Here is a 14764-nt window from a genome sequence, read left to right as displayed (position 1 = left end):
ATATCCTCTATCAGTTACTTCTCTTCGGGTCCTTGCGGTGACATATAGCGTCATTTCTTGCAGGTTTGTCCCTCCGAATATGCTTTGTTCCTTTATTACCTGATCGGTTACAACCTGTGCTGTGACCCGCTGGCTCAGGCATCCTGGATGTGGGCTTACCAATCACCAGGCCAGCCACAGGATTGAAGTTACTCCATACAGGCTTGATCGGTGTCATTGATACGCGTTCTTTGCGCGCCACCAAAATATAATAACCACCAAAAGGCAACCTTAAGGACTGACACAGGCGCTCCAAAAAAGTGAAACGCTCCAGCAATCCAGCGTGGTTGACTGGCAAACGGTAAAAGCCACGCTGCACTTCAACCGGTTCACAATCCAAAAGTCGCAGCCAGTCTTTTATTCGGCTGGGACGCAAGGAGTTGCGACGCCAAAAACTGCCTGCACCGAACCACTGAGCCAACAGTTTATAACCTCCCTGAAGGCTCCAGGGATGAAAACCAACGATGATCAAGTGTCCTCGTGAGATGAGCACCCTATTGGCTTCACGAAGAATTTGGTGAGGGTTGGTTGCGTATTCAAGCACATGATGCAACATAACCACATCAATGGACTCTTCCGGCAATGGTAGCGCCTCAAAATCTGCCAGAGCCCCACAATCAAAACCCAGCTCTGGGGAGAGCCTGAAACGGTGATTTATCCGGCTTCCAGCACTCAACCCAACCTGATTGAAACAGCTCATTTCAAGCAGGTGATACCCAAAAAGTTCACTGAGCAATTCGTCAAGCTGCTCATGCTGCTGGCCAAAAATCGCCTTACCCAGTGGCGATTGCTCCCAGCCCTGCAGAGCTTTCATGGTCTCACTCAAAGATCGCGTACCGTGGCGCTTGTCCGCCCAGCGCTTCATTTTGGCGAAACCGTTCATTGAGCTCATAGTAACTTCCTGACTTGAGGTGACCACTTTCCAAACTGCTGACTGTGTATTTACTGCTCACTGTGCATTTGATGGTGCCTTTCGGTATTATGCCGATATACCAGCAAAAGCTCTATGAGACAGTATGTTAAAGATTATTACAGTACCCGCCTTTACCGATAATTATCTTTGGTTGTTCCACCCGGAGAACAGCAATCAAGCTTATGTTGTGGACCCAGGTGACGCTGCTCCCATTGAAGACGCCCTGACGCAATACGGACTCACCCTGGCAGGTATCCTGGTGACCCATCATCATGGGGATCACACTGGGGGGATCGCAGCTTTAACCAAAGGCCGTTCGATACCTGTTTTCGGGCCAAAATCACAGAACATTCCCAGCATTACTCATCCTCTAAGCGAGGGAGATGAGGTCACCATCGAAGGGCAAGCTGCTTTCAAAGTGATCGAAGTTCCGGGACACACCCTCGACCACATTGCCTACTACTCTGCCTCCGAAGCTGTTCTGTTCTGTGGAGACACGCTCTTTGCGGGCGGTTGCGGGCGCATGTTTGAAGGTGAACCACAACAAATGCAGTCATCCCTGGCCAAGCTGGGCAGCCTTCCTTCAGAAACTCGTGTGTACTGTGCCCATGAATACACCCTGGCTAACCTGAAATTCGCTCAAGCTGTCGAACCAGACAACAAACACCTTCAAGCTCGCAATGAGCAAGCAGAGAAAGCCCGGGCTCAGGGTCAATCAACGGTACCGTCCACTATTGGCCTGGAACTTGAAACCAATCCTTTCCTACGGGTTAACGAAACCAGCGTGATTAATGCCGCAAACAAACAAGAACCGGGCAATACCAATGAACCCTGGCAAGTTTTCGCGGTCTTGAGAAGCTGGAAAGATAATTTTTGATTATTAGCTGACTCTTCTCTAATAGCTCAAAGACGCAAAAAAGCTGTCCATTTATTGACCAGTGCGACAGGCGTCCGTAAAATCCTTCCTCTTTGATCCTTAATCGAATGAAAACAGTGCCTAGTTATGCTTAAAAGTAGCCATTACACGCTGATCGCCTGCGCCTTTCTGGCCGGTTGCAGCCAGATGTCCCCCACAAACAATCTGACAGCTTCTGCGCCAATCGCCACCGATCAGGGCATAGCTGTACTTCACAATGCCAATAACTCGAGTAACGCCACTGCGCCCCAGGCAGAGCCTGTAGAGGTCATATCTGGCCCAAAGTACGAAGATCTTTGGACTCGTATGAGGGATGGCTACCAGCTATCTGAAATGGACAACAAGCGCATTGATCAGCATTTAAAACGCTATCTGCGCCACCCAGACTACCTTCAACGGGTGACAGAGCGCGGTAACAGCTATCTGTATTACATTGTCAGCGAACTGGAAGCCCGGAATATGCCGCTGGAGCTCGCGCTGTTACCCATCGTAGAGAGCGCATTCGATCCCTTTGCCTATTCTCATGGTCGAGCATCAGGCATGTGGCAATTTATCCCGAGCACCGGCAAACATTTTGGACTCAAACAGAACTGGTGGTACGACGGCCGACGCGATGTTCTGGCTTCCACCGATGCAGCTCTGACCTATCTTTCGCAATTGAACAAGCGTTTTGACGGTGACTGGCTTCTCGCCCTGGCAGCCTACAACGCCGGTGGCGGGAATGTTAACAAGGCCATTCGCGCAAATAAGCGCAAAGGCAAACCCACCGACTTCTGGTCACTGGATCTCCCTAAAGAGACCCAATCGTACGTTCCTCAACTCATTGCCATCAGCAAAATCGTCAAGGCTCCTGAAAAATACAATGTGACTCTGTCGCCTGTTCAGAACCAACCTTTTTTTGAAGCCGTTGATACAGGGTCACAGATTGACCTTGCACAGGCTGCCCAACTGGCGGATATCAGTCTGGACGACCTGTACAAGCTAAATGCAGGCTTTAACCGCTGGGCGACAGATCCTAAAGGGCCACACCGTCTGCTGGTGCCTGTCGAAAAGGCGGAGGGTTTTAAAGACGCCCTCAATCAACTGCCCAGTGGGTCCCGGGTAGGCTGGGAGCGTTACAAGGTAAAGTCCGGTGATTCCCTACTGGCGATTGCCAAACGTTTCAACACAACCGTTGACGTTATCCGCGAGCACAATAACATTCGTGGCAATCTGATTCGCAAAGGCCAGATGGTGTTAATTCCTCAGTCCACACTGCCTGCCGATCAGTACGCTCACAGTGTGTCGCAGCGTGTAAAAAGAATCCAGGCCAACTCCAAAGGTTCCAGCGACGCCAAGAAAGTATCCTACTCTGTTAAAAGTGGTGACTCTCTCTGGAGCATCGCAAAACGTTACGGTGTCAGTGTCTCTAAACTGGCAAAATGGAACGCCATGGCGCCAAAAGATACCCTCCGGGCCAATCAGAAGCTGGTTATTTGGACTTCCTCTCAAAGCAGCGGCACAGCAGCATCAACCGGTGCTGGATCACGTGACAACTCTGTCATTCGAAAAGTTGCGTACCGTGTACGCAGCGGTGATTCTCTGGCCAGAATTGCAGGCAAATTTCATCTGTCTGTAAATGACATTGTCCGCTGGAACCCGATCAAACGCCCTGACTACCTTAAGCCGGGTCAATCCTTAACACTGTTTGTGGATGTTACTCGTACTAACTGATCAAACAACCCTCAAAACATACCTCCATACACCGTGGAGGTTAAAAATCATAAAGCCCCTCCTTCAAGGGGCTTTTTTCGTTATCGCTCTATACCTTTCACTGGCCAGCAGGCTCCCGAGCTGTATGTAGTTATTAAAATACAGTTATTACAATACAGTCCCATTTTGTTAAATCGGCTCGTTTGACACGAGCATTCAATGTATTGGTCATTTCATTTAACAGCTAATTGGAATTTGGGATAAAAGTCCGTAATCTATGGTCTAAACGAGCAGATCACCCTAGTCGTCAACTTTGGTCAACCATTACCGATCCTGGACACATCATGCCCAAATACGGATTTTTTAACTGTACCAATCCCCGAACACGCACTTCACCACTGCATCAGATATTGTTGATAAGCACCGCTCTGTTGATGATCGTCAATGGTCCGGCAGCAGTATCGGCTGAGATAATTAAAAGCCATGCCATTGCCATGCATGGTCAACCCAAATATGGCCCCGACTTCACCCGGTTTGATTACACATCTGCCGATGCGAAAAAAGGCGGAGAAATTAAACTGCACAGCATTGGCACCTATGATTCTCTGAACCCGTTCGTAGCAAAAGGCAATCCAGCAGATCGATTGGGCCTTGTCTACGATACTCTGACCACCAGTTCGGCAGACGAACCCTTCACACAGTACGGTTTGCTGGCGAAGACCCTTGAGTACCCTGAAGACCGCTCCTGGGTTATTTATCATCTTGATCCTGACGCACGCTTTAACGATGGCAGCCAGGTAACCGCGGAAGATGTCGATTTCAGCTTCAAATTACTGTTGGAAAAAGGCAATCCGTTTTACGGCTATTACTACGCGGATGTCATCAAATCAGAAGTACTTGACAGATCACGTATCAAGTTTACGTTCCGTGAAGGCTCCAGCCCAGAAACCCTGTTGATCACAGGTCAGCTTCCCGTCTTTCCAAAACACTTTTGGACAGACAAAGACTTTGAACACTCTGCCCTGTTGCGGCCTTTAGGCAGCGGCCCCTATCAAATCACCCAGGTCGACCCGGGTCGATCGATAACCTACGAACGGGTATCGGATTACTGGGGTAAAAACAAACCTGCGCAAAAAGGTTTGTTTAATTTTGATAAGATTGTGGTGGATTATTACCGTGATGACACCGTGGCCCTGGAGGCTTTCAAAGCCGGTGAATACGATTTTCGCTATGAGCGCGTCGCCAAACTATGGGCAACGGCTTATGACAGTCAGGCTATCAACGATGGTCGAATCATCAAGAAAGAAGTTGCTCACAATAATCCCGCAGGCATGCAGGCGTTCGTCTTCAACTTGCGTAACCCCCTGTTTCAGGACATTGCTCTGCGTCAGGCCATAGGGATGGCTTTTGACTTCGAATGGACCAACAAGAATCTCTTCTACGGCGCCTATTCGCGCACAAACAGCTACTTCGCCAATTCTGACCTGGCTTCATCCGGTTTGCCGTCCAAAGCAGAGCTTGCTCTATTGGAGCCCTATCGTGACCAACTGCCTTCAACAGTATTTACAGAAGAATATAAATCACCTGAGTCCAAAGGTGATCAACACAACCGCAAGAATTTGCGGGCTGCGAAAAAATTACTGGACTCAGCCGGTTATAAAGTGGTCAATGGTAAGCTGATGACACCGGACGGGAAACAACCGGTGAACTTTGAAATTCTGCTTTACGACAGCGCCTTTGAACGAATTGCCAACCCCTTCGTTCAGGGACTCAAAAAACTGGGCATAGATGCCACTGTCAGTAAAGTCGATACCTCTCAATACATTAATCGCCGTCGTGATTTCGACTTTGATATGATCACTCATGTATTTGGTCAGTCGTTAAGTCCCGGCAACGAGCAGAGGGACTTCTGGTCATCACATGCCGCTGAAACTCCGGGCAGCCGCAACATCATTGGCATTAGCAATCCGGTCATTGATGCACTGGTCGATAAAGTCATTGCCGCCCAAACCCGCGAGCAACTGGTCACAGCAACTCACGCTCTGGATAGAGTGCTGCTGAACATGCATTACGTGATTCCACAGTGGTACACCAGCTCTCATCGCCTGGCTTATTGGGACAAATTCAACCAGCCTTCTACCAGCCCTGAATACGATGTAGGCTATGGCACAGGCCTTATGACCTGGTGGGTTAAACCCGCAGACGCGAAATAGATTCGGAAAGTATGACTACTTACATTTTGCGTCGGTTACTGCTCATGATCCCCACATTGCTGGGCGTGCTGGTCATTAATTTTTTGATCATTCAATCCGCTCCAGGTGGGCCCGTAGAACAAATGATTTTCCAACTGGAAAGTCACGAAGGCAGCTCCACATTGGGCAGTGGAGGCGGCGACACCATGTCATCTGGAAACGGCTCACAGTACCGGGGCTCTCAGGGCCTGCCACCGGAAGTCATCGCCAAAATCGAAGCCATGTATGGCTTTGACAAACCTCCCCTTCAACGATTCTGGGATATGCTGGTCAATTATTCTCAATTTGAGTTTGGAGACAGCTTTTTTCGTGACGCCAGTGTCATCAGCTTAATCAAGGAGAAAATGCCGGTATCAATCTCTCTGGGGCTTTGGAGCACGTTAATTATCTATCTGATATCCATCCCCCTGGGCATCCGCAAAGCGGTAGCACACGGCTCACGCTTTGATGTCTGGACCAGTGCAGCCATAATTGTCGGCTACGCCATTCCCGGTTTTTTGTTTGCCATCATATTGATTGTATTATTTGCTGGAGGTAGCTATTGGGATGTTTTTCCCTTGCGAGGATTAACATCTTCCAACTTCGATTCACTGTCTTTGAGTGGAAAAATTGTCGACTATTTCTGGCATTTGGCACTGCCACTGCTTGCCTACACTATTGGTGGCTTTGCGACCCTGACCATGCTGACCAAAAACTCGTTTCTGGATGAAATCAATAAACAGTACGTACAAACAGCACGAGCTAAGGGTATTTCTGAAAAGCGTGTTCTCTATGGACATGTTTTTCGAAATGCCATGCTGATCATCATTTCCAGCTTCCCGGCCGCCTTCATAGGCATCTTCTTTACCGGATCTTTACTGATTGAAGTTATTTTCTCTCTGGATGGGCTTGGCTTACTTGGTTTTGAGTCCGTGCAAACCCGGGATTACCCGGTCATATTTGGCACTTTATTTATTTTTACTTTAATCGGTTTGTTTGTGAAGCTGATCTCTGACTTGGCATACGTTGCTGTCGACCCACGAATTAACTTTGATAGTCAGGGTAACTGATTACGTGAAAAAACCTTTGCTTTCTATCCGGGACAAATTGAACCCCATCAACCAGCGCAGACTGGATACGTTTTTTTCCAATCCCCGAGCCAAGTGGAGCTTGTGGGTCTTCGCAGTTTTGTTTGTTCTGTCTTTATTTTCAGAATTAATTGCCAACAATAAACCACTGCTGATTGCCTATGATGGTGATTGGTATACCCCTGTCTTTGTCTCTTACCCTGAAACGACCTTTGGTGGTGATTTCGACACTGAAGCTGATTACAGTGATGAATACGTTAGAGAGTTAATCAACGAAAAAGGGTGGATTTTATGGCCTCCTATCCCTTACAGCTATGACACACACATAGCCGACCTTGAACAACCAGCCCCCTCGCCTCCAACGACAAAAAACTGGTTAGGAACAGATGATCAGGCTAGGGATGTAGCTGCCCGAACGCTTTATGGCTTTAGAATTTCTATCTTATTTGCCCTGGCTTTAACTATAGGCAGCTGCATCATTGGGGTGATGGTCGGAGCCATACAAGGTTATTTCGGCGGCAAAATTGATCTTCTCGGGCAAAGGGCTCTGGAAATCTGGGGTGGTCTCCCAGTGCTTTTTTTACTCATCATTATGGCCAACATCGTGACACCCAACTTTTGGTGGCTTCTTGGGATTATGCTGCTGTTCAGCTGGACGTCGCTTGTGGATGTAGTCCGAGCGGAGTTTTTAAGAGGGCGTAATCTGGACTATGTGCGGGCAGCAAAAGCACTCGGCGTACCCGACAGAACCATTATGGCTCGACACATTCTACCCAATGCGATGGTGGCAACTGTGACTTTGGTCCCTTTCATTTTAACAGGTGCTGTCACAACCCTAACCTCTTTGGACTTTTTGGGGTTTGGTATGCCCCCCGGTTCACCGTCGCTGGGTGAATTGGTAGCCCAGGGGAAAAGTAACTTACAAGCACCTTGGCTGGCGCTTACCGCTTTTACCGTACTGGCCCTGCTGTTAACTCTTCTGGTTTTTATCGGCGAAGGAATAAGAGATGCTTTTGACCCAAGGCTGGTGACGCAATGATGACCAATACTGACTCAGCTGAGCAAAAATCTTCGCCCAAACTCGACACACCTCTGCTGCAAGTGAACGATTTATCTGTTGCCTTCAGACAGGGAGACTCTATCAGCGAAGTGGTCAAAAAGATCAGCTTCGATATCCAGCAAGGCGAGACCGTTGCTCTTGTAGGGGAATCAGGCTCAGGCAAATCGATGACCGCTCATGCGATCATGAAGCTGTTACCCTACCCTATGGCATTTCACCCCAGCGGTGAAATCCTGTTTAAAGGGCAGGATCTGATTCAATTCAACCCCAAGCAGATGCAAAAGATTCGGGGCAATCAAATAGGGATGATATTCCAGGAGCCAATGACGGCCCTGAATCCGCTGCACACAATTGACAAGCAAATTGGCGAAGTGATTTGCCAGCATCGTGGAATCAATATAAAACAAGCTCGCCCGCTAATTCTAGATTTATTGCAAAAGGTTCAGATTCCAAATCCTGAATCCCGCTTGAAGTCTTATCCCCATGAACTGTCCGGGGGGCAGAGACAGCGGGTCATGATTGCCATGGCTTTAGCCAATGAGCCCCGGTTATTGATTGCTGATGAACCAACTACCGCACTGGACGTGACCGTTCAAAAAGAAATCCTTCATCTGCTTAAGGGACTCCAGCAGCAAGAGAACCTTGGCTTACTGCTTATTACTCACGACCTGGGTGTAGTAAAACACATGGCCCAAAGGGTTCTGGTCATGAAGGACGGCGAACTGGTTGAAAACAATGAGTGCCAGACAATATTTAATGAACCATCACACCCATACACCAAGAGCCTTCTGCAGAGCGCCCCTTCAGGTACACCTGCAGATATCGCTTCGAGCCTGCAAGAGGACACTGCTCCGCTTCTAACCACCTCAAATCTCAACGTAAGCTTCACTGTACGCAAGAGTCTGTTTGGAAAGCCTCTTGAAAGGTTCAGGGCTGTTAAAGATGCAAATATCAGGATTCACAAAGGCACAACGCTGGGTATCGTCGGAGAAAGTGGTTCCGGGAAATCGACTCTTGCCCTGGCTATTCTCAGATTAATAGAATCGGAAGGTGAAATACGTTTCGATAATACTTTGATTTCCGATATACGGGAAAAACACTTGAGGAGCTTACGCAAAAACTTCCAGGTCGTATTTCAGGATCCCTTTGCCAGTTTAAGTCCAAGAATGACCGCTGAAGAAATCATTCAGGAAGGACTGAACATCCATAATCCATCCAACTCTGGGAACACAGAAACAGCACAGCCACTGAGCAAAAAAGAAAAAGAACAAAGAGTTAAGGATGTGATGCGCGAAGTTGGTCTGGATAGCGAGCTTCGGCATCGGTATCCGCATGAATTCTCAGGCGGGCAACGCCAACGCATAGCGATAGCTCGCGCACTCATTCTGAATCCTGCCCTGCTTATTTTGGACGAACCCACCTCTGCATTGGACAAAACGGTTCAGGTACAAGTCGTGGATCTACTGCGTGAACTTCAACAAAACAGGCAATTAACCTACCTGTTTATCAGTCACGATCTAAGTGTTGTGAAAGCGTTAAGCCATCAGATCATTGTCATGAAAGATGGTGAAATTGTTGAGCAAGGTCAGGCAGATTCCGTATTGTCCCGCCCCTCAAATGCATACACACAGCAGTTAATAGCCGCCACACTCCCTTAAAGCGAAAACAAAAAAGCCGGACATTAAGTCCGGCTTTTAATCTCCTGATGATCAGGAGATTATTTTCAGATGAGTTTGAACGTTTTACTGCGACTTAATAAATATCAATGTCGGCAGAGGTATTCAAACTCTCTTGGTATGTTGAAATTTCTGCACTGCCAATATCCTGAGCCAAACGCTGCTTGATACCGGTCATTTGTGACTCATCCAGATCAGGTAGCTTACCTGGTTTAACGACAGTCAACTGGGCGACCACAGTATCGCCATTTGCCAAGGTCAAAGTGGAATTAACCGGCTTGGATTCCTGAGGCTTCGGCAGCGCGAACATGTGATTCACAAACTGGGGGTCCAAAGAACGGTCATTTCGCTGAACATCAGTTTTCACCTGCCAGTCGATGCCCTTCTCTGTCGCCAGAGCTTCAAGGTTTTGTCCGTTCTCTAAAGCTGCAACCAGTTCTTTTGCCTGGTCAACAAGAATCGCTTCGACCTTCTCCTTGGTTAACATGCTTTTAACTTCATCAAAAATATCAGCCAAAGGCTTAACTGCCGGCAGTTTATGATCTTTAAGCTTTACAACGACAACGTGATTGTCGGATAAATCAATCACATTACTGGCAAGACCAGCATTCAACACATCATCACTGAATACAGCTGCCAGAACCTGGTTATTAGACAACACACCAGGACCGCCGTTTCTGTCAAACAAATCTGAGGTTTTCGCCTCAATTCCCAAGCTCTGAGCTGCCGCTTCAAGGCTTGCTGCGTTGTATGTAGCATCAGGCAGCGCCTCAAGCAGTTCTACGAAAGTAGACTCGGCTGTGGCGCGTGCAAGGTTTTCTTCTATACCTTTTTTGGCATCCTCAAAAGATGGAGGATTGGTGTCTTCAGTATCCAACAGCTTGATAAAGTGGGTACCGGCATCAGTTTGAACCGGTGCAGAGACCTCACCTACTTCGAGTTCAGCAAGTGCGGTTTCGAAGGCTTCCGGGAAGGTAGAACCATCACTCATACCAACATCGCCCCCAAGATCCTTGGAGCCCAGGTCCTCAGATAATTCACCGGCAACCACGGCAAAGTCTTCACCAGCATCCAGGCGTTTTTGAACCTCTGCGACTTTCTGCCCGGCGTCATCACCGTCTTCAATCAGAATATGAGCAGCATGGCGATTGATTGTTGCATGGAAATTGGCAACGTTCTGCTGGTACTGAGCTTTGACTTCTTCGGGATCAACGCTTGCATTGGCTGCCAAATCTTCAAGATTCAGGTCGATATATTCAACTGATACTCTCTCGGGAGCCATAAATTGAGGCTGGTTTTCGTCATAATAAGACTTAACTTCTTCGTCTGTTACAGTAACCTGATCAACGGCTGACTCATATGGCAACGTCAAATAGTAAAAACTGCGCATTTGCTGAGTCAGTGCCGTCAGGGTACGAATATCACTCTCAGTTGCAAAAGAGCTACCACCGAGACCAGAAGCATGTTGGTTTACCAGCAAGTCTTCGATCAATAACTGCTTATAGCTGGCAGGGGTATAACCCATATTGCGCAGAAGCTGGGTGTACAGATCCGCACTAAAACGGCCATCCTGCTGGAATTGCGGTGTAGAGATAATCAGTTGATTTACTGTTTCATCACTAATTGCCATGCCGCCTTTTTCAGCTGACTGACGTAGCAATTCCCGATTAATCATACGAGCAAGAACGGGCCCGCGAAGCTGCTCATCGCTAACCAGATCGGCAGGAGCCTGTTCACCAAAACGATCCAAAAGCTGCTGTTTCTGGATTCTGACAGCCCGGGTTAACTCCATTTCGGAGATAGGAGACCCATTAACTTCGGCCGCTTTGCCTGCAGTTGAATCCTGAAGAAACAATGAATCAACACCAAAGAGTGCAAATGGAATCATCATCAGGCCGACAATAATGATTGCCATTACACCTTTGAGATTGTCCCGGAATGCCTGAAGCATAAAAGACCTCTGTCTGAAATTAAAAACGGCTGCGCAGTGTGCCGACGGTTACTTAATAGATATGCCTGAGAACCAAAAAGTTCTTATTTTTTTCATTAAAAAAGGCGCATACATGATGCGCCTTTTTTAAACTCTTTACCGTTAACTTTCCATGAATTCAGTACTTTTTGTACTCTTTCACCCTAACTATTTACCGGTAAAGTCCAGGACGCGCCAATATTAGTTGACGGCGTCTTTCAAAGCTTTGCCGGCTTTGAAGCTAGGAATCTTAGCTGCTGCAATCTCAATAGGCTGACCTGTTTGAGGGTTGCGACCAGTACGTGCAGCACGGTCTTTTACTGAAAAGGTGCCGAAACCGACTAATACTACCTGATCATCATTTTTAAGAGCGCCTGTTACTGCTTCGATCATGGCGTCAACGGCGCGACCTGCTGCAGCTTTTGGAATATCAGCTGAAGCGGCTACCGCCTCAATCAGTTCAGACTTATTCACACTAAACCCCTTTTGTTCGGATTAAATCAACTAAGTAAACGGGAATCATAAAAAGGATCTTACATATCCTTCATTTGCCCCTGAGCCTGCTCATCGCAAGGAATAACGATTTATACCAACTGCATATGAGAGGGTCAAGGTAAGTTTGGCAGAATTCACAGGCATTGAGGATAACTGCTCAGTTTACACCCAACTCGTATGAAAACCACGCCAGCCAAGGGCTGGCGCGCTTTCGGGCAGTCAGATTAATGAGTGCTGATCCTTGTAGACGACGACTTATTATCCTGCGCTTTTGCTTGCAAAGCTTCGTATTCTTCGTCTGTAAATGGTGTTGGCATGTGCTGTAAAGCCACCTCCAAAACCTGGTCAATCCATTGAACCGGAATAATTTTGAGATCTGCTTTGATATTGTCAGGGATCTCTTTCAAGTCCCTTTCATTATCATGAGGAATCAAAACGGTTTTGATGCCTCCGCGATGTGCAGCAAGCAGTTTTTCTTTCAACCCACCGATCTTCAGTACTTCACCACGCAGAGTAATCTCACCAGTCATGGCAACATCAGCCATCACAGGAATATTGGTTAATACTGACACCAGTGTAGTGCACATGGCGATACCGGCACTAGGTCCATCCTTGGGGGTTGCCCCTTCAGGAACGTGGATATGGATATCAGTATGATCAATAAAGTCCGGAGCAACACCCAACACCTGAGAGCGTGAACGCACGACGGTCATTGCAGCCTGAATTGACTCCTGCATAACATCACCGAGAGAGCCGGTTTTGATAATACGACCTTTACCCTTCACTGCAGATGACTCAATGGTCAGCAACTCGCCACCTACCTGAGTCCAGGCCAGGCCAGTTACCTGTCCCACTTGGTTTTCTTCTTCGGCTATGCCGTAATCAAACTTGCGAACACCAAGATAATCTTCGAGCATGTCTGCAGTCAGGTTGTCCACACTGTTGTTTTTATCTTTAACATGGCGGGTAACCACTTTGCGACACAGCTTGGCCACTTCACGGTCCAGGCCACGAACACCCGCTTCGCGTGTGTAATAACGAACAATATCGCGAATCGCATCTTCTTCAATGGTCAATTCGTTGGCTTTTAAACCATTGTTTTTCATCTGCTTGGGTATCAGATAACGGGTCGCGATATTAATTTTTTCGTCTTCGGTGTATCCAGGAATCCGTATAACTTCCATACGATCCAGCAACGGACCAGGAATATTCATCGAGTTTGACGTACAAATAAACATTACATCGGAAAGATCATAATCGACTTCCAGGTAATGATCGTTGAAGGTGCTGTTTTGCTCAGGATCGAGGACCTCCAACAAAGCAGACGCTGGATCTCCGCGATTATCCATGCCCATCTTGTCAATTTCATCCAGTAGGAATAACGGGTTCTTTACGCCGGCTTTAGCCATCTTCTGAACCAGCTTGCCTGGCAAGGAACCAATATAGGTGCGTCTGTGCCCCCGAATCTCAGCTTCATCCCTGACCCCACCCAGCGCCATGCGGATAAACTCACGATTTGTGGCTCTGGCAATAGACTCGCCCAACGATGTTTTACCTACACCCGGAGGCCCAACCAGACACAAAACAGGCCCTTTAATCTTTTTGACACGTTTCTGAACGGCCAAATACTCGAGAATACGCTCTTTAACTTCTTCCAGACCGTAATGATCTTCTTCGAGCACTTTCTCGGCACGAGCCAGATCGTGACGCACCTTGCTGCGTTTCGACCAGGGTACGCTTACCATCCAGTCAATATACGCCCTGACAACCGACGCCTCTGCAGACATGGGCGACATCATTTTCAATTTGTTCAGTTCGGCACGGGTTTTCTTCTCGGCCTCATCCGGCATCTTGGCCTTGGCGATTTTTTGCTCCAACTCTTCCATCTCGTTGGGCTCGTCGCCAATTTCTCCCAGCTCTTTCTGAATCGCTTTCATCTGCTCATTCAGATAGTACTCACGCTGGCTTTTCTCCATCTGCTTTTTAACGCGGCCACGAATGCGCTTCTCAACCTGAAACAGGTCAATTTCAGCCTCGATCAGACCCAGCAAATGCTCCAGACGATCGCGGATATCGAACATTTCCAGAATTTCTTGCTTTTGCTCCAGGTCCAGACTCATGTGTGCAGCAACGGTGTCAGCCAAACGTCCAGGCTCGTCAATACCTGACAAGGATGTCATGACTTCGGAGGGGACTTTTTTGCTCAGACTGACGTACTGTTCAAACTGGGTCATGGCTGAGCGAAGCAGCGCATCTGATTCTGCAGAAGGAATGTCTGTGGAAACCAGCTCTTCAGCTTCGGCACTGAAATAATCTTCTTCGTCACGGATACTGATGACTCGTGCGCGCTCACCGCCTTCCACAAGAACTTTTACCGTACCATCAGGAAGCTTCAACAGTTGTAGAATGTTGGATACAGTGCCAATTGAATATAAGTCGTCTTTTCCGGGATCGTCGTCGGAAGCATTGCGCTGGGCAAGCAGCAAAACCTGCTTACCGGACTCCATTGCCCGCTCAAGCGCCTTAATGGATTTTTCCCGGCCAACAAACAAAGGGATGACCATATGCGGGTAAACAACCACATCACGCAGAGGTAACAAAGGAAGTTCGATCGTATTCATATCCGTCAATTCAGTCTGCTCCATCTCTAACCTCTTTCATCTCGGCCACAACAGCCATGGATGA

General features: G+C 47.9%; 10 protein-coding genes. 6 read left to right on the top strand and 4 right to left on the bottom strand.

From position 1 onward, the window contains the following. Positions 1 to 10: 10 nt before the first annotated feature. Complete coding sequence (locus KOI40_RS09685) at positions 11 to 931, bottom strand: class I SAM-dependent methyltransferase (protein ID WP_216097298.1); 921 nt, start codon at positions 929 to 931, stop codon at positions 11 to 13. Positions 932 to 1055: 124 nt separating this feature from the next. Between KOI40_RS09685 and gloB the strand changes: the two genes are divergently transcribed. From gloB to KOI40_RS09655, 6 genes are all read left to right on the top strand, one after another. Then, positions 1056 to 1829, top strand: coding sequence for a hydroxyacylglutathione hydrolase (gene gloB / locus KOI40_RS09680; protein WP_216097297.1), 774 nt, complete (start codon positions 1056 to 1058; stop codon positions 1827 to 1829). Between the two features lie 126 nt (positions 1830 to 1955). Then, positions 1956 to 3581 carry a lytic transglycosylase gene (locus KOI40_RS09675; protein WP_216097296.1) on the top strand — a complete coding sequence of 542 codons (1626 nt, stop codon included), beginning with the start codon at positions 1956 to 1958 and terminating at the stop codon, positions 3579 to 3581. Between the two features lie 323 nt (positions 3582 to 3904). Then, on the top strand, positions 3905 to 5773 hold the full coding sequence (locus KOI40_RS09670) for an extracellular solute-binding protein (protein ID WP_233710139.1): 1869 nt from the start codon (positions 3905 to 3907) through the stop codon (positions 5771 to 5773). Positions 5774 to 5784: 11 nt separating this feature from the next. After that, complete coding sequence (locus KOI40_RS09665; RefSeq protein ID WP_216097295.1) at positions 5785 to 6861, top strand: microcin C ABC transporter permease YejB; 1077 nt, start codon at positions 5785 to 5787, stop codon at positions 6859 to 6861. A gap of 4 nt (positions 6862 to 6865) precedes the next feature. Next, on the top strand, positions 6866 to 7918 hold the full coding sequence (locus KOI40_RS09660) for an ABC transporter permease (RefSeq protein ID WP_439653237.1): 1053 nt from the start codon (positions 6866 to 6868) through the stop codon (positions 7916 to 7918). Further along, positions 7915 to 9597, top strand: coding sequence for an ABC transporter ATP-binding protein (locus KOI40_RS09655; protein ID WP_233710138.1), 1683 nt, complete (start codon positions 7915 to 7917; stop codon positions 9595 to 9597). Before KOI40_RS09660 ends, KOI40_RS09655 begins: the two co-directional genes overlap by 4 nt. 94 nt (positions 9598 to 9691) lie before the next feature. On the opposite strand, the gene KOI40_RS09650 is transcribed toward KOI40_RS09655, so the two are convergent. The 3 genes from KOI40_RS09650 to lon form a co-directional block, all read right to left on the bottom strand. After that, a complete protein-coding gene (locus KOI40_RS09650; RefSeq protein WP_216097294.1) occupies positions 9692 to 11566 on the bottom strand; it encodes a SurA N-terminal domain-containing protein in 1875 nt (624 codons plus the stop codon). A 219-nt stretch (positions 11567 to 11785) separates the two neighbouring features. Further along, positions 11786 to 12058 carry a non-specific DNA-binding protein Hbs gene (gene hbs, locus KOI40_RS09645; RefSeq protein ID WP_216097293.1) on the bottom strand — a complete coding sequence of 91 codons (273 nt, stop codon included), beginning with the start codon at positions 12056 to 12058 and terminating at the stop codon, positions 11786 to 11788. Positions 12059 to 12303: 245 nt separating this feature from the next. Further along, the gene (gene lon / locus KOI40_RS09640) at positions 12304 to 14724 is read right to left on the bottom strand and encodes an endopeptidase La (RefSeq protein WP_233710137.1); all 2421 of its coding nucleotides are present in this window, start codon (positions 14722 to 14724) and stop codon (positions 12304 to 12306) included. Positions 14725 to 14764 lie beyond the last annotated feature (40 nt).

It is taken from the genome of Pseudomaricurvus albidus, from assembly GCF_018863235.1.
Lineage (GTDB): Bacteria > Pseudomonadota > Gammaproteobacteria > Pseudomonadales > Cellvibrionaceae > Pseudomaricurvus > Pseudomaricurvus albidus.
The sequence above is the reverse complement of the archived record's forward strand: the minus strand, read 5'-3'. Positions and strand labels throughout refer to the sequence as shown.